General features: G+C 63.0%; 14 protein-coding genes. 5 read left to right on the plus strand and 9 right to left on the minus strand.

Annotated elements, in window-relative coordinates; translation table 11 throughout:
- The first annotated feature begins 89 nt into the window (after positions 1-89).
- Positions 90-1,427 (plus strand): MFS transporter, encoded by a 1,338-nt coding sequence (locus tag IFT44_RS16635; protein WP_122480046.1) that lies wholly within the window; start codon positions 90-92, stop codon positions 1,425-1,427.
- 100 nt (positions 1,428-1,527) lie between these two features.
- Here the strand turns inward: IFT44_RS16635 and IFT44_RS16640 are convergent, their stop codons facing one another.
- Positions 1,528-2,415, minus strand: coding sequence for a LysR family transcriptional regulator (locus tag IFT44_RS16640; protein WP_185794625.1), 888 nt, complete (start codon positions 2,413-2,415; stop codon positions 1,528-1,530).
- A 138-nt stretch (positions 2,416-2,553) separates the two neighbouring features.
- On the opposite strand from IFT44_RS16640, the gene IFT44_RS16645 reads away from it, so the two are divergent.
- Together IFT44_RS16645 and IFT44_RS16650 are read left to right on the plus strand one after the other, a co-directional pair.
- On the plus strand, positions 2,554-4,206 hold the full coding sequence (locus IFT44_RS16645) for a GMC family oxidoreductase (RefSeq protein ID WP_192176252.1): 1,653 nt from the start codon (positions 2,554-2,556) through the stop codon (positions 4,204-4,206).
- A gap of 67 nt (positions 4,207-4,273) precedes the next feature.
- Entirely contained in the window at positions 4,274-5,893 is a 1,620-nt protein-coding gene (locus tag IFT44_RS16650; protein ID WP_192055185.1) for an MFS transporter, read from the plus strand.
- Between the two features lie 179 nt (positions 5,894-6,072).
- Here the strand turns inward: IFT44_RS16650 and IFT44_RS16655 are convergent, their stop codons facing one another.
- From IFT44_RS16655 to glyQ, 4 genes are read right to left on the minus strand one after another with little or no spacing between them, the layout of a single operon-like run.
- Positions 6,073-6,843: a lysophospholipid acyltransferase family protein gene (locus IFT44_RS16655; protein ID WP_122480050.1), complete on the minus strand. Its 771-nt coding sequence runs from the start codon at positions 6,841-6,843 to the stop codon at positions 6,073-6,075.
- Between the two features lie 14 nt (positions 6,844-6,857).
- Positions 6,858-7,391 carry a D-glycero-beta-D-manno-heptose 1,7-bisphosphate 7-phosphatase gene (gmhB, locus tag IFT44_RS16660; protein WP_192176253.1) on the minus strand — a complete coding sequence of 178 codons (534 nt, stop codon included), beginning with the start codon at positions 7,389-7,391 and terminating at the stop codon, positions 6,858-6,860.
- A 3-nt stretch (positions 7,392-7,394) separates the two neighbouring features.
- The gene (gene glyS, locus IFT44_RS16665; RefSeq protein WP_192176254.1) at positions 7,395-9,449 is read right to left on the minus strand and encodes a glycine--tRNA ligase subunit beta; all 2,055 of its coding nucleotides are present in this window, start codon (positions 9,447-9,449) and stop codon (positions 7,395-7,397) included.
- The gene (glyQ, locus tag IFT44_RS16670; RefSeq protein WP_043193756.1) at positions 9,446-10,399 is read right to left on the minus strand and encodes a glycine--tRNA ligase subunit alpha; all 954 of its coding nucleotides are present in this window, start codon (positions 10,397-10,399) and stop codon (positions 9,446-9,448) included. Before glyQ ends, glyS begins: the two co-directional genes overlap by 4 nt.
- Positions 10,400-10,482: 83 nt before the next feature.
- Here glyQ and IFT44_RS16675 point away from each other — a divergent pair, with 83 nt between their 5' ends.
- Positions 10,483-11,034 (plus strand): DNA-3-methyladenine glycosylase I, encoded by a 552-nt coding sequence (locus IFT44_RS16675; RefSeq protein WP_192059272.1) that lies wholly within the window; start codon positions 10,483-10,485, stop codon positions 11,032-11,034.
- 37 nt (positions 11,035-11,071) lie between these two features.
- Positions 11,072-11,959: a lysophospholipid acyltransferase gene (locus IFT44_RS16680; RefSeq protein ID WP_122480054.1), complete on the plus strand. Its 888-nt coding sequence runs from the start codon at positions 11,072-11,074 to the stop codon at positions 11,957-11,959.
- Between the two features lie 141 nt (positions 11,960-12,100).
- Here IFT44_RS16680 and trkA read toward each other — a convergent pair whose 3' ends face one another.
- From trkA to def, 4 genes are all read right to left on the minus strand, one after another.
- A complete protein-coding gene (trkA, locus tag IFT44_RS16685) occupies positions 12,101-13,474 on the minus strand; it encodes a Trk system potassium transporter TrkA (protein ID WP_122480055.1) in 1,374 nt (457 codons plus the stop codon).
- Between the two features lie 13 nt (positions 13,475-13,487).
- A complete protein-coding gene (rsmB, locus tag IFT44_RS16690; RefSeq protein WP_192176255.1) occupies positions 13,488-14,801 on the minus strand; it encodes a 16S rRNA (cytosine(967)-C(5))-methyltransferase RsmB in 1,314 nt (437 codons plus the stop codon).
- Entirely contained in the window at positions 14,798-15,730 is a 933-nt protein-coding gene (gene fmt, locus IFT44_RS16695; RefSeq protein WP_192059267.1) for a methionyl-tRNA formyltransferase, read from the minus strand. The genes rsmB and fmt overlap by 4 nt, the downstream gene beginning before the upstream one ends.
- A 128-nt stretch (positions 15,731-15,858) precedes the next feature.
- Positions 15,859-16,365, minus strand: coding sequence for a peptide deformylase (gene def / locus IFT44_RS16700; RefSeq protein WP_122480058.1), 507 nt, complete (start codon positions 16,363-16,365; stop codon positions 15,859-15,861).
- Positions 16,366-16,375: the final 10 nt, after the last annotated feature.

Genomic DNA, 16,375 nt, shown 5'->3' on the forward strand with positions numbered 1-16,375 from the left:
TGACTACGTCAATGCCGCTTTTCGGCAGGAGTGTCACAGCCCGCGCCCGATAATCAATGGCTCGTCACGTCTGCACAGGGGTAAAGCTCATGGACCATGCAATGGAGGGGCGGGTATCCCCCGCGACGTTGAAAAAGGTGATCTGCGCCGCTGCCGTGGGCAACTTCGTGGAATGGTTCGACTTTGCGGTCTACGGGTTTCTGGCCACGGCCATTGCCCAACAGTTCTTCCCCAGTGGTGACGCTGCCACGGGCCTGTTGAAAACCTTTGCAGTGTTCGCCGTGGCGTTTGCGTTCCGGCCCCTGGGCGGTATCGTTTTCGGCATGCTCGGCGACCGAATCGGGCGCAAGAAGGTGCTGGCCATGACCATTCTGCTCATGGCTGGTGCAACGACGCTGATCGGTTTGTTGCCCACCTATGCCGCCATCGGTATTGCTGCGCCGATCATGCTGACGCTGATTCGCTGCGCTCAGGGTTTTTCTGCCGGCGGTGAGTATGCCGGCGCCTGTGCCTATCTCATGGAGCATGCGCCGCGTACCCAACGTGCCTGGTATGGGAGCTTCATCCCGGTGTCGACCTTCAGCGCGTTTGCCTGTGCTGCGGTAATGGCCTACGCATTGGACGCTTCGCTGTCGCCCGAGGCGATGGCCAGCTGGGGTTGGCGGGTGCCGTTCCTGATAGCGGCGCCGCTGGGCCTGGTGGGGCTTTACCTGCGCTGGCGGCTGGATGAAACGCCTGCGTTCCAGGCAGTCAAGCAAGAACACGACGTCGCCCATTCACCGCTCAAGGACACCCTGCGCAGTCACGGTGGTGCGATCCTGTGCCTGGGTGCATTCGTGTCGCTGACTGCCCTCTCCTTCTATATGTTCACTACCTACTTTGCGACTTATCTGCAGGTTGTGGGTGGCTTGAGCCGGGCCACGGCGTTGTTGATCTCGGTGATCGCCTTGGTGTTTGCCGCGTTGATGTGTCCCGTTGCGGGAGCATTCTCCGACAAGGTCGGGCGTCGGGTAACGGTGGGGACCGCTGGGGTGTTGATCATCGCGGTGGTGTATCCGTCGTTCCTGCTCGCCAGCTCAGGCTCGTTCGTCGCTTCCGTCATCGGGGTGATGATGCTGGCGGTGGGTGCAGTGCTCAGTGGTGTGGTGACTGCAGCACTGTTGTCCGAGACATTCCCGACCCGAACCCGCTACACGGCCTCGGCGATCACCTACAACCTCGCCTACACGGTGTTTGGCGGAACGGCGCCGCTGATGGCGACCTGGTTGATCGGTATGACGGGGAGCAACCTGTCGCCGGCGTTTTACTTGATGGCGGTTTCGGTGCTGGCGCTCGCCGGTGGCTTGGCACTGCCGGAGACGTCGAAGATTTCCCTGCATGGCGATGCGGGGGAAGCTGTTCATGGTGGGCAGCCGGTGGTTGTTTGAGCCGGTTGGATCTGTGGCGACTCGGCTGGCGTCTTCGCGGGCAGAGCCCGCTCCCACATGAAGGCAGCATTCAGTGCCATGTGGGAGCCGGGCATGGGTTTCAGATGGCGAGCAAGGTAGCCTGCTGGTCGGCGCACAGTTGCAGGAGGAAATCCCAGACCACGCGCAGGCGTACCGATTTGTGCAGTTCGCGTCGGGTGCTGATCCAGTAACTGCGCTGGATGGTTTCGTCGGGCAGTACGCGCACCAGCCGAGGATCCTTGGCAGCCATGTACACGGGCAATACGGCAATGCCCAGGCCGATGCATGCAGCCTCCTGTTGAGCCAGCACACTGGTGCTGCGAAAGGCCACGACCGGGTTGCGACAGAAGCTGTTGAGCAATAACAGCTCCTGGCTGAACAGCAGGTCATCGACATAGCCGATCCAGCGATGCTGTGCCAGGTCTTCACGATTGCGCAGCGGCTCGGCAGCAGCCAGGTAATCGGCACTGGCATACAGTGCCAGGTTGTAGTCGGTGAGCTTGCGGGTGATCAGCAGATCGGCATTGGGACGCTCGAGGTGCACGCTGATTTCGGCTTCGCGGTTGAGAATGCTGACAAAGCGCGGCACAGCCACCAGCTCCACTTCCAAGCCTGGATAACGGCGGAACAGTTCGCCGAGGCGCGGTGTGATGAAGGCGATACCGATGCCTTCTGTTACGCCCAGGCGGATCTTGCCCAGCGGATTGAATGACTGCGTAATGTCCTCCTGCGCGCGCAGGGCCAGGTTCTCCATGGCCTCGGCGTGCTTGAGCAGCGTCTGCCCCGCCGGGGTCAGTTCGTAGCCGTGGGCGTTCTGCACGAACAGCGGCGTGCCCAGGTGGCGCTCGATGCTTTCGATGTGCCGGGCGACCGTACTGTGCGTGGTATGCAGGCGCTTGGCAGCGGTCAGCAATCGGCCGCTGCGTTGCAGCTCGAGAAAGAAGCGCAGGTCGTTCCAGTCGAACATTGATTTTCCCTTGTTAATCAACTGCGCTCTGGACTGTGCGAAAACGCTCAGCCCCTGGGTGAAATCTTTAGTTTTCACCACGAAGCTAATCAATAACATGGAGAACGACAAGAACAATAAAACGGCGCGGAGTACACCATGCCATCAGTCCCATCCGTCTATGACTACATCATTGTCGGCGCAGGTCCTGCAGGTTGTCTGCTTGCCAATCGACTGTCGGCCGACCCTTCGGTACAGGTGCTGTTGCTCGAGGCAGGTGGCCGGGACAACTATGCCTGGATCCACATCCCGGTCGGTTATCTGTTCTGCATCGGTAATCCCCGCACCGACTGGTGTTTCAAGACCCAGCCACAACCAGGCCTCGACGGCCGCAGCCTCAACTACCCTCGGGGCAAGGTCCTCGGCGGCTGCTCGTCGATCAATGGCATGATCTACATGCGCGGCCAGTCCAGCGACTATGATCGCTGGGAGGCCCAAGGCAATCCCGGCTGGGGCTGGAAAGACGTTCTTCCGCTGTTTCGCCAGAGCGAAAACCATCATACCGGCGACTCCGAGTTCCACAGCGCCCAGGGCGAGTGGCGAGTCGAGCAGCAGCGCTATCGCTGGCCCATTCTCGACGCCTTCCGCAGTGCGGCGGCCGAGTCCGGGATCGCCAGCATCGAAGACTTCAACACCGGAGACAACCAGGGTTGCGGTTACTTCCAGGTCAATCAGAAGTCCGGGGTGCGCTGGAATTCGACCAAGGCGTTCTTGCGCCCTGCGCTGAAGCGGTCGAATCTGACGGTGCACACGGGCGTGCGGGTGGACAAGGTGCTGCTGCAAGACGGCCGTGCCCATGCGGTGGCTGCCCGCTGGCAGGGCGCCGACCATCGGTTCGAGACGCGCGGTGAGATCATTCTGTGCGCCGGCGCCATCGGTTCGCCGAACATTCTCCAGCGCTCCGGCATTGGCCCCCGCCCCTTGCTCGAACGCCTGGGTATCGATGTGCAGCACGAGCTACCTGGCGTGGGTGGCAATTTGCAGGATCATCTGCAGCTGCGGCTGGTGTACAAGGTCAGCAACGCGCGCACCCTCAACCAGGTTGCCAACAGCCTGTGGGGCAAGTTCGGCATGGGCGTGCGCTACCTGTACGACCGCAGCGGGCCGCTGGCGATGGCGCCGAGTCAACTGGGCGCCTTCGTGCGCTCGAGCCCCGAGCAGCCCTCCCCCAATCTTCAATATCATGTACAGCCGCTGTCGTTGGAGCGCTTCGGCGAGCCGCTGCACCGCTTTCCTGCGTTTACCGCTTCGGTCTGCAACCTGCGGCCCAAGAGCCGCGGGCGGGTGGACATCAGCTCTGCCGATCCGGATGCAGCGCCGTTGATCGATCCCAACTACCTCAGCCATCCCGACGATGTGCAGGTGGCGGTGGATGCCATACGCCTGACGCGCAAGATCGTCCAGGGCTCGGCACTGCGGGACTTTGCCCCGCAGGAGTACCTGCCAGGCGCGGACGTACAGAGTGAAGAAACATTGCGCGCGGCAGCAGGACGCATAGGAACGACTATCTTTCATCCAGCAGGCACCTGTCGCATGGGCAACGACACCCTGGCGGTGGTGGATGCGCAACTCAAGGTTCGTGGCGTTCAGGGTCTGCGTGTGGCAGACGCGTCGATCATGCCGGAAATCGTCTCGGGCAATACCTGCTCACCGACGGTGATGATTGCAGAAAAGGCAGCGCAGATGATTCTGCATCCGCAGCCGCTGGAGGCCGTGCCGGCCACTGCGCTGCAGGTGCCGGAAACGATTTGACCGAGTGCAGGCAGTACTCGGGAAAGGCAACAGTGGAACAACAACAATAATCACTGAGGATGGCAATATGGCGGATTATCTGCAACACGGCGCGGCGGCTGCGCCTGCCGTGAACCGGGACGAGAAGAAGATCATCTTCGCATCGTCGCTGGGGACGGTTTTCGAATGGTACGACTTCTTCCTGTACGGCGCCCTGGCTGCGGTGATCAGCAAGCAGTTCTTCGCCGGAGTGAACGAGACCACAGCCTTCATCTTCGCCCTGATGGCGTTTGCCGCAGGCTTCCTGGTGCGACCCTTTGGCGCCTTGGTGTTTGGGCGCCTGGGTGACATGATCGGGCGCAAGTACACCTTCCTCATGACCATCATCCTGATGGGCGTCTCGACCTTTGCAGTGGGATTGCTGCCGACCTATGCCAGCATCGGCATTGCCGCGCCGATCATCCTGGTGCTGTTGCGCATGCTTCAGGGCCTGGCCCTGGGCGGCGAGTATGGCGGCGCAGCGACGTACGTGGCCGAACATGCGCCGCAGAAAAAACGGGGCTTTCACACCGGCTGGATCCAGTCGACAGCCACCCTCGGCCTGCTGCTGTCACTGCTGGTGGTGATGGGCAGCCGCTATATCAGTGGCGATCAATTCGAAGTCTGGGGCTGGCGCCTGCCGTTCCTGCTGTCGATCGTACTGCTGGGCATTTCCACCTGGATCCGCCTGAGCCTGAGCGAATCGCCCACCTTCACCAAGATGAAGGCCGAGGGCAAGACCAGTAAATCGCCGATCCGCGAGTCGTTCGGTTCCTGGCAGAACCTGAAGATCGTGTTGACCGCGTTGTTCAGCATCAATGCTGGGCAGGCCGTAACGTTCTACTGTGCGCAATTCTACGTGCTGTTCTTTCTGACGCAGATGCTCAAGATGGACCCGGCACTGGCCAATCAGCTGCTGATCATCAGTGTGGTCATCGGTGCGCCATTCTTCGTGTTCTTCGGTTGGCTGTCCGACCGTGTCGGGCGCAAACCCATCCTGATGCTTGGCCTGCTGCTGGCGACCTTTGCTTACTTCCCCCTGTTCAAGGGTTTGAGCCACTACGCCAACCCGCAGATCGACAATGCCACCCGCAACTCGCCGGTCACGGTGATGGCGGATCCTGCTACATGCACCTTCCAGTTCGACCCAGTGGGCAAGGCCAAATTCGACAGCCCCTGCGACAAGGTCAAGACGTTGCTGATCAAGTCGGGTGTGCCGTACAGCTCGGCGGCCCCGGTCGACGGTACGGATGTGGCAATCACGGTCGGTGAGCAACGGATCAACGGCTACGATGAGCCAGCCCTGCGCGCGGCCATTGCTCAGGCAGGCTACCCCGCCAAGGCCGATTCGAGCCTGGTCAATCAACCCATGGTGGTGTTGATCATCGTTGCCATGATCCTGATTGCTACGATGACCTATGGGCCGCTGGCGGCGGTGATGGTCGAGCTCTTCCCCACCCGCATTCGCTACACGTCCTTGTCCCTGCCCTACCACATTGGCAACGGCTGGTTCGGCGGATTCCTGCCTACGGTCTCGTTCGCGCTGGTGGTGTACACGGGGGATATCTTCTACGGACTGTGGTACCCGGTGCTGGTGACCGGTATCAGCTTCGTGGTGGGGATGTTCTGTTTGAAGGAAACCCGGCACGTGGACCTGGACAAGGTCTGACGTCTGGCTGAAAACCCAGCGGTGAAAGGCTCGAAAAGACGAGCCTTTCACCGCCGTGCAAAAAACTTATGCACCAATTGTCGGGTTTTGATGGGTTTTGAAAACTGCATAGCCAACATAGGGTTACGCAGCTTTCAAAGACTTTGCACGAGAAACAATACACAAGTTATCCACAGAAACTAGATAACCGGCGTGGGTGCGATTTCCGGGTGCTCCGGCAGCGCGCCCATGGCTTGTTGAGTTTGCTCGTTCCAGGCCTGGACGCGCTCGTTCAAGGCCGCAATGGCCCGCGGTCCGGTGCCTTCGGCGTACATGGGTGCCCCGATGACCACCTCGATGGTACCGCGATGCTTGTTCCAGCCTTCCTTGGGCCAGTAGCGCCCGGCATTGTGCGCAATGGGCAACACCGGCAACTGCGCGTTCACCGCCAGGGCACTGCCACTGCGGGTGAATTTGCCGATCTGGCCGTATGGCACACGCGTACCTTCCGGGAAGATCAGTACCCAGACGCCGTCCTTCAACAGCGTGTCGCCCTTGCTGGCGACTTCCTTGAGTGCCGACTTGGGATTGTCGCGGTCGATGGCGATGGGGCGCAGCATGGCCATGGCCCAGCCAAAGAACGGCACGAAAAGCAGCTCGCGCTTGAGCACCTGGCTCAGGGGCTGGAAGTAGGCGGAAAGGAAAAAGGTTTCCCACGTGCTCTGGTGGTTGGAAACGATGACGCATGGAGTTTGCGGAACGTTTTCCGCACCTTTCACCCGTACGTCGATACCCAGCATGACGCGCGTCAGCCACAGCGCACAGCGGCACCAGTAGACGTTGATGAAACGGTAGCGCGCCTTGAAGGACAGAAAGGGCGCGATGAAAAAGCTCAGGGTGCACCACAGCAAGGCGCTGCTGCCCAGAAGCAGATAAAAGGCAAAGATTCTGATTGCCCGCAGGATCGACATAGCGGTGGATACCGTCAAGTGTGGATAAGGTGCCTGGCGACTGCCGCCAGGTCATCGTAAATCAGGGTTCCCTCGGGCAGGTCCTGGGTCAAGGTCCGTAGCCCTTTGCCGGTCTTCACCAGCACGGGTTGAGCAGCCACTGCCGTTGCGGCGTGCAGATCGCTCAGGCTGTCGCCGACGAACCAGACGCCGGTCAGGGGCGCGTCATAGTGGGCAGCGATGCGCTGCAGCAAACCCGGCCGCGGTTTGCGGCAGGTGCACTGGTCATCCGGACCATGGGGACAATGCACGATCAGGCCAACCTCGCCGCCCTGCTCCGCGACCAGCGCGCGCAGGTGGGCGTGCATGGCATCGAGGGTGGCCAGGTCGTAGTAACCGCGCGCCAGGCCAGACTGGTTGGTAGCGACGGCCACCGTCCAGCCAGCCTGGTGCAACTGTGCAATGGCCTGGATCGCTCCAGGCAATGGCAGCCATTCGGCGACTGATTTGATGTAGGCGTCGGAGTCATGATTGATGACCCCGTCGCGATCGAGAATCAGCAGTTTCAAGGCCTACCCCAGCAACGAAATGTCGGCGACGCCCAGGAACAGACCGCGCAGACGTGCCAGCAAGGCATAGCGGTTGGCCCGCACATTGGCATCTTCGGCATTGACCATCACCGCTTCGAAGAACGCATCCACTGGCTCGCGCAGGGCGGCCAGACGGGTCAGGGCTTCGTTGTAGCGACGCTCGGCAGCCATCGGCGCCACCGCATGGTCGGCCTGGGTGATGGCCGAGTACAGCGAGAACTCGTTGGCGTTGTCGAAGTACTTGGGCTCCACGGTGGCGGCGACCTTGCCGTCGGCCTTGCTCAGCAGGTTCGAGACACGCTTGTTGACGGCAGCCAGCGCGGCGGCCTCAGGCAACCGGCGGAACGCCTGGACAGCCTGCACGCGCTGATCGAAGTCCAGTGCCGAACCGGGTTGCAGGGCACGCACCGAAAGATAAGTGGCCACATCGATGCCCTCGTCTTCGTAGCGAGCGCGCAGGCGATCGAAGATGAACTCCTGCACCTGCTCGGCAAGCCCGGCCGACTTGACCTGGGTGCCGAAGGCCGAAACGGCGAAGCTCACGGCTTCGTTGAGGTTCAGGTCCAGCTGCTTTTCGATCAGGATGCGCAGCACGCCCAGGGCCGCGCGACGCAGGGCATAGGGGTCCTTGCTGCCAGTGGGCAGCATGCCGATGCCGAAGATGCCGACCAGGGTGTCGAGCTTGTCGGCGATGGCCACCGCCGCACCGGTCAGGGTGCTGGGCAGCTCGGCGCCGGCGCCACGAGGCATGTATTGCTCGTTGAGTGCCAGCGCGACGTCTTCGGGTTCGCCGGCGTTGAGCGCGTAGTAATAGCCCGCCACGCCCTGCATTTCCGGGAACTCGCCGACCATTTCCGTGGCCAGGTCGCACTTCGACAGCAGGCCTGCCCGCGTCGCGCGCTGGGCATCGCCACCAATGCGCGAGGCAATGTAGGCCGCCAGCTTGGAAACCCGCACGGCCTTGTCGTAGACACTGCCCAACTGCGCCTGGAACACCACGTTTTCCAGGCGTTTGTTGAAGGCTTCCAGCGGTTGCTTCTTGTCCTGATTGAAGAAGAACTCGGCATCGGTCAGGCGTGGACGCACGACTTTCTCGTTGCCCTCGACGATCTGGCGCGGGTCCTTGCTCTCGATGTTGGCCACGGTGATGAAACGCGGCAGCAGCTTGCCGTCGGCGTTGAGCAGGCAGAAATACTTCTGGTTGTCCTGCATGGTGGTGATCAGCGCTTCCTGCGGGACATCCAGGAAGCGTTCCTCGAACGAACACACCAGCGGCACGGGCCACTCGACCAGGGCCGTCACTTCGTCCAGCAGCGCCGGTGGGACGATGGCGCTGCCTTCCTGCTGGGTGGCCAGCTCGGCGGTACGTCGGGCAATCAGTTCACGGCGTTCGTGGGCATCGGCCAGTACGTAGGCGTTGCGCATGTCTTCGCGGTAGCCAGCAGGCGAGCTGATGCGCACGTTCTGCGGGTGATGGAAACGGTGACCGCGCGATTCACGCCCGGCTTTCTGGGCCAGGATCGTGCAATCGACGACCTCGTCGCCCAGCAGCATCACCAGCCACTGGGTTGGCCGCACGAATTCTTCCTTGCGCGCGCCCCAGCGCATGCGCTTGGGAATCGGCAGGTCGTTGAGGGAATCTTCGACGATGGTCGGCAGCAGGCTGGCCGTCGGCTTGCCGACGATGTTCTGGCTGAAGCGCAGCTTGGGTCCGCTGCGGTCGATCTCGCTGAGATCCACTCCGCATTTCTTGGCAAAGCCCAGTGCAGCCTGGGTCGGCTCGCCTTCGGCATTGAAGGCGGCCTGCAGCGGCGGGCCGTCGAGATTGATGCTGCGGTCCGGCTGCTGGGTATCCAGGCCGGTGATCAGCACGGCCAGGCGGCGTGGCGCAGCGTAGACGTTCTTGGCGCTGTAGTTCAGGCCGGCGGCCTGCAGGCCTTTCTCGATGCCGGCCAGGAAGGCGTCGGCCAAGGTGTTGAGGGCCTTGGGTGGCAGCTCTTCGGTGCCCAGCTCGACCAGAAAATCTTGAGCACTCATTGCGCAGCCTCCAGCTTGGCCAATACTTCATCTCGCAGATCGGGGGTCGCCATGGGGAAACCCAGCTTGGCACGGGCCATCAGGTAGGCCTGTGCCACGCCACGGGCCAGGGTCCGCACGCGCAGGATGTACTGCTGGCGTGCGGTGACCGAAATGGCGCGGCGAGCATCGAGCAGGTTGAAGGTGTGGGACGCCTTCAAGACCATTTCATAGCTGGGCAGCGGCAGTGGCTGGTCCAGTTCGAGCAGGCGCTTGGCTTCGCTTTCGTAGAAATCGAACAGCTCGAAGAGTTTGTCGACGTTGGCGTGCTCGAAGTTGTAGGTGGACTGCTCCACCTCGTTCTGGTGGAACACGTCGCCGTAGGTCACCTTGCCGAACGGGCCATCGGCCCACACCAGGTCGTAGACCGAGTCGACGCCCTGCAGGTACATGGCCAGGCGTTCCAGGCCGTAGGTGATCTCGCCGGTGACCGGGTAGCATTCGATGCCGCCAGCCTGCTGGAAATAGGTGAACTGGGTGACTTCCATGCCGTTGAGCCAGACTTCCCAGCCCAGGCCCCAGGCGCCCAGGGTCGGCGACTCCCAGTTGTCTTCGACGAAGCGGACGTCGTGCACCAGCGGATCGAGGCCGATGTGCTTGAGCGAACCCAGGTACAGTTCCTGGAAGTTGTCCGGGTTGGGCTTCAGAACCACCTGGAACTGATAGTAGTGCTGCAGGCGGTTGGGGTTCTCGCCGTAGCGGCCATCGGTCGGACGGCGGCTGGGTTGCACGTAAGCGGCATTCCAGGTTTCCGGGCCCACGGCGCGCAGGAACGTGGCGGTATGAAAAGTGCCGGCGCCCACTTCCATATCGTAGGGCTGAAGCACCACACAACCTTGCTCGGCCCAGTATTGCTGGAGGGCGAGGATCAAGTCTTGGAAGGTACGCACGGCTGGCGTAGGCTGGCTCACGAAATTCACCTGTTTCTAGGGCTGCGAATATAAAGAGCGGGAGTATACCGCGAATCCGCGGCGCCTCTACCCATGGAGCCCTAATGCCTCGCTGCTTTTGGTGTACCCAAGACCCCTTGTACCAGGCCTACCATGACCTTGAATGGGGCGTCCCGCTGCGCGAGGCGGGCGCCCTGTTCGAGTTGCTTGCGCTGGAAGGGTTCCAGGCCGGCCTGTCGTGGATCACCGTGCTGCGCAAGCGTGAACGCTATCGGCAGGTGCTCCACGGCTTCGACCCGCAACGCCTCGCGCAGATGAGTGACGAGGAAATCGAGGTGCTGATGCAGGATCCGGGCATCGTGCGCAATCGCCTCAAGCTCAACGGTGTACGCAAGAACGCCCGCGCCTGGTTGCAGCTCGAAGACCCGGCAGCCTTCCTCTGGTCGTTCGTCGGTGGGCAGCCGCGGGTCAACCATCGGCGCGATCGCAGCGAGATCCCTACTGAAACCGAAGAGGCCCGAGCCATGAGCAAGGCCCTGAAGAAAGCCGGTTTCACCTTCGTCGGGCCGACCATCTGCTACGCCTTCATGCAGGCCTCGGGCATGGTCATGGACCACACCCAGGATTGCGACCGCTACGCCGAGCTGGCCGGCTGAGGCTAGAATGGGCGCCTGGGCAATTAAGGAGTGATCTGTGGATAAGTTCAAAGGGGCACTGATGGTCGGTGCCTTGCGGTTGTTCGCGCTGCTGCCGTGGCGCACCGTGCAGTGGGTCGGCACGGCCATCGGCTGGTTGATGTGGAAGCTGCCCAACCGCTCTCGCGAGGTGGTGCGCATCAACCTGGCCAAGTGTTTTCCGGACATGGACGCTGCCGAGCGCGAGCGCCTTGCAGGACGCAGCCTGATGGACATCGGCAAGACCCTGACCGAAAGCGCCTGTGCCTGGATCTGGCCGGCCCAGCGCTCGCTCGACCTGGTGCGCGAGGTCGAGGGGCTGGACGTGCTCAAGGATGCCCTGGCATCGGGCAAGGGCGTGGTCGGCATCACCAGCCACCTGGGCAATTGGGAAGTGCTCAATCACTTCTACTGCAACCAGTGCAAGCCGATCATTTTCTACCGTCCACCCAAGCTCAAGGCGGTGGACGAGCTGTTGCGCAAGCAACGGGTGCAATTGGGCAACCGCGTTGCGGCCTCGACCAAGGAAGGCATCCTCAGTGTCATCAAGGAGGTGCGCAAGGGTGGCCAGGTGGGCATTCCCGCCGACCCGGAACCCGCCGAATCGGCCGGGCTGTTCGTGCCGTTTCTCGGCACCCTGGCGCTGACCAGCAAGTTCGTGCCCAACATGCTCGCCGGCGGCAAGGCCGTCGGCGTGTTCCTGCACGCCGTGCGCCTGCCCGATGGTTCGGGCTACAAGGTGATCCTGGAAGCGGCACCCGAGGGCATGTACAGCACCGACACGTATACCTCGGTGGCAGCCATGAGCGCGGTGGTCGAGAAGTACGTGCGGGCCTATCCGAGCCAGTACATGTGGAGCATGAAGCGCTTCAAGAAGCGGCCGGCGGGTGAGGCCAGGTGGTATTGAGCTAGCGGCCGGCGTGGGAGCTTCTTCGCGGGCAGAGGGCTCAGCCGCCCGCCCCGCTCCCACAGGGCATGCTTGCACTAGACCAGCTTTCACAGAGCGGGCTCCTGGACGGCCCGCTTTTTGGATGAGCGAGGCCGGGCGTCAGAAGAAGCTCAGGCCGACGTGGAAGAGCTTCTCGACGTCGCGGATGTATTTCTTGTCCACGACGAACAGGATCACGTGGTCACCGGCCTCGATCACCGTGTCGCTGTGCGCGATGATCACCTGGTCATCGCGAATGATCGCGCCGATCGTCGTTCCCGGAGGCAGATCGATGGTTTCGATGGGCTTGCCGATCACCTTGCTCGAGCGCGCGTCGCCATGGGCGATGGCCTCGATGGCCTCCGCGGCGCCCCGGCGTAGCGAGTGCACACTGACGATATCGCCCCGCCTTACGTGCGCCAGCAGGGTACCGATGGTTGCCAGCTGCGGGCTCAGGGCGATGTCGATTTCGCCCCCCTGGACCAGGTCCACGTAGGCCGGGTTGTTGATGATGGTCATGACCTTGCGCGCGCCCAGGCGCTTGGCCAGCAACGAGGACATGATGTTGGCTTCGTCGTCGTTGGTCAGGGCCAGGAAGATATCGGCCTGGGCGATGTTCTCTTCGAGCATCAGATCGCGGTCGGACGCGCTGCCCTGCAACACCACGGTGCTGTCCAGGGTATCGGAGAGGTAGCGGCAGCGTGCCGGGTTCATCTCGATGATCTTCACCTGGTAGCGGCTTTCGATGGCCTCGGCCAGGCGCTCGCCGATCTGCCCGCCGCCGGCGATGACCACCCGCTTGTTGCTCTGGTCGACCCGGCGCAGTTCACTCATCACCGCGCGAATGTCTTCGCGGGCTGCAATGAAGAACACCTCGTCGTCGGCTTCGATGACCGTGTCGCCGCGTGGCAGGATCGGCCGGTCGCGGCGAAAGATGGCAGCCACCCGTGTATCGACCTTGGGCATGTGGTGACGAATCTGCCGCAGTTGCTGACCCACCAGCGGGCCGCCGTAGTAGGCCTTGACCGCCACCAGCTGTGCCTTGCCGCCAGCGAAGTCGATGACCTGCAGGGCGCCGGGGTACTCGATCAGGCGCTTGATGTAGTTGGTCACCACCTGTTCCGGGCTGATCAGCACATCCACCGGAATGGCGTCGTTGTTGAACAGGCCGGCGCGGGTGAGATAGGCCGACTCGCGCACCCGGGCGATCTTGGTGGGGGTATGGAACAGGGTGTAGGCCACCTGACAGGCGACCATGTTGGTCTCGTCGCTGTTGGTCACCGCCACCAGCATGTCGGCATCGTCGGCACCGGCCTGGCGCAGCACTGTCGGATACGAGCCGCGGCCCTGCACGGTGCGGATGTCCAGCCGATCGCCAAGGTTGCGCAGGCGTTCGGCGTCGGTATCGACCACGGTGATGTCATTGGCCTCGCCGGCCAGGTGCTCGGCCAGCGTGCCGCCCACCTGACCTGCGCCCAGGATGATGATCTTCATCCATTACTCCCCGTCAGTGGCCGCGTACGGCGGCGATCTTGATCAGCTTGGCGTAGTAGAAGCCATCGTGACCGCCTTCTTGTGCCAGCAATTGGCGGCCATGAGCCTGCTTGATGCCGGCGGACGTGGCCAGGTCCAGTTCGCGGGCGCCGGGCGTGCGCGCCAGGAACGCTTCGATGACTTCGGTATTTTCCGTGGGCAGTGTCGAGCAGGTGGCATAGAGCAGCACCCCGCCGACCTCCAGGGTTGGCCACAGGGCGTCGAGCAACTGCCCTTGCAGCACGGCCAGGGCCGGAATGTCGTCGGGCTGGCGGGTCAGCTTGATGTCGGGATGGCGGCGGATCACGCCAGTGGCCGAACAGGGGGCGTCGAGCAGGATCCGCTGGAACGGCTGGCCGTCCCACCAGGCTTGGGTATCGCGGCCATCGGCTGCGATCAACTGGGCTTGCAGCCCCAATCGCTGCAGGTTCTCGCGCACTCGAACCAGACGCTTTTCCTCGAGATCCACGGCTACCACAGTAGCCAGGGCCGGCTCGGCTTCCAGAATGTGGCAGGTCTTGCCGCCCGGCGCGCAGCAGGCGTCGAGTACCCGCTGGCCGGGCGCCAGGTCGAGCAGTTCGGCGGCCAGTTGCGCTGCTTCATCCTGGACGCTGATCCAGCCTTCGCTGAAGCCCGGCAGCCCGCGCACGTCGCAGGCTTCTGCCAGGACGATGCCATCACGGCTGTACACGCAAGCCTGGGCCGCCACGCCTTGTTCGGCCAGCAGGCCCAGGTAGGCATCGCGCGGCTGATGGCGACGGTTGACCCGCAGGATCATCGGCGGATGAGCGTTGTTGGCGGCGCAGATGGCTTCCCACTGCTCGGGCCAGAAGGCTTTCAGCGATTTCTGCAGCCAGCGCGGGTGCGCCGTGCGCACCACCGGGTCACGTTCGAGTTCGGCAAGAATGGCCTCGCTCTCACGCTGGGCTCGGCGCAGCACGGCATTGAGCAGCGCCTTGGCCCAGGGCTTCTTCAGCTTGTCGGCACAGCCGACGGTTTCGCCGATCGCGGCATGGGCTGGAATCCGGGTGTACAGCAACTGGTAGAGCCCGACCAGGAGCAAGCCATGTACATCGGCATCGGCGGCCTTGAAAGGCTTCTGCAGCAGGCGCTCGGCCAGCGCGTCGAGACGGGGCTGCCAGCGGGCGGTGCCGAATGCCAGGTCTTGGGTAAGGCCACGGTCGCGCGCCTCGACCTTGTCCAGCTCCCTGGGCAGGGAGCTGTTGAGCGAGGCCTTGCCGCTGAGTACCGTCGCCAACGCACGGGCCGCCGCCAGACGCGGGTTCATTGGCCCAGCACCGTGCCGACCACGAACCGGTCGCGGCGGCTGTTGAACAGGTCACTGAAGTCGAGCGGCTTGCCTCCCGGCAACTGCAGGCGGGTCAGGCGCAGGGCTTGTTCACCGCAGGCTATGGTCAGCCCGTCCTTGTCGACCTGGATGATTTCGCCTGGCCGGCCGCTGCCTTCGGCCAAACTGGCGGCCAGCACCTTCAGCGCTTCGCCATTCAAGGTGCTGTGGCAGACAGGCCAAGGGAAAAACGCCCGCACCTGGCGCTCGAGCACCACGGCCGGTTGGGCCCAGTCGATGCGCGCTTCGTTCTTGTCCAACTTGTGGGCGTAGTTGGCCAGGCTGTCGTCCTGCGCCTCGCCCTGCAGGGTAGCGGCGGCCAGCCCGGCAATGGCCTGGACCACGGCCGGTGGGCCCATTTGCGCCAAGCGGTCGTGCAGGCTGCCGCCGGTGTCGTGGGCGTCGATCGGGGTGCTGACCTTGAGCAGCATCGGGCCGGTATCCAGACCCGCCTCCATGCGCATCACGGTAACGCCGCTGTCGGTATCGCCCGCCTGGATCGCCCGCTGGATCGGCGCCGCTCCGCGCCAGCGCGGCAGCAGCGAGGCATGACTGTTGATGCAGCCCAGCGGCGGGATGTCGAGCACCGCCTGCGGCAGGATCAGGCCATAGGCGACCACCACCATCAAATCCGGCGTCAGCGCGCGCAGCTCGGCCTGGGCCTGGGGGTCGCGCAGGGTCGCTGGCTGCAGGACGGGAATGCCGTGCTCCAGGGCCAATTGCTTGACTGGGCTTTGCATGAGTTTCTGCCCCCGCCCGGCGGGGCGATCGGGCTGGGTGTATACGGCAACGATGTCGTGCGAAGTGGCCAGCAGGGCCTTGAGGTGTTCGGCGGCAAACTCGGGAGTGCCCGCGAAGACGATGCGCATGGAGTTCTCGCTGTTGGGGGTGGGCCGCAACCCTTTGTAGGAGCGGCTAGCAGCCGCGAAGGGGCCCTTCCTGACGCACCGAGGTGCGTTGTTCGCGGCTACTAGCCGCTCCTACAAGGGCACCGGAATCAGGCCTGCTGCTTGTGCAGTTTTTCCAGCTTTTTCTTGATGCGGTCGCGCTTGAGGTTGGACAGGTAGTCGACGAACAGCTTGCCGTTGAGGTGATCGCACTCGTGCTGGATGCACACGGCCAGCAGGCCTTCGGCGATCAGTTCGTAGGATTTGCCGTCGCGGTCCAGCGCGGTGACCTTGACCTTCTGCGGGCGATCGACGTTCTCGTAGAAGCCGGGCACCGACAGGCAACCTTCCTGGTACTGGTCCATCTCGTCGGTCAGCGACTCGAACTCGGGGTTGATGAACACCCGTGGTTCGCTGCGATCTTCGGACAGGTCCATGACCACGATGCGCTTGTGCACGTTGATCTGGGTGGCGGCCAAACCGATGCCAGGGGCGTCGTACATGGTTTCAAACATGTCATCGACAAGCTGGCGAACGCTGTCGTCCACCACCGTGACCGGCTTGGCGACGGTACGCAGGCGCGGGTCTGGAAATTCGAGGATGTTTAAAATAGCCATATGCGTATGT

The sequence above is a fragment of the Pseudomonas sp. CFBP 13710 genome (assembly GCF_014842235.1).
In the GTDB taxonomy this organism is placed as follows: domain Bacteria; phylum Pseudomonadota; class Gammaproteobacteria; order Pseudomonadales; family Pseudomonadaceae; genus Aquipseudomonas; species Aquipseudomonas baltica.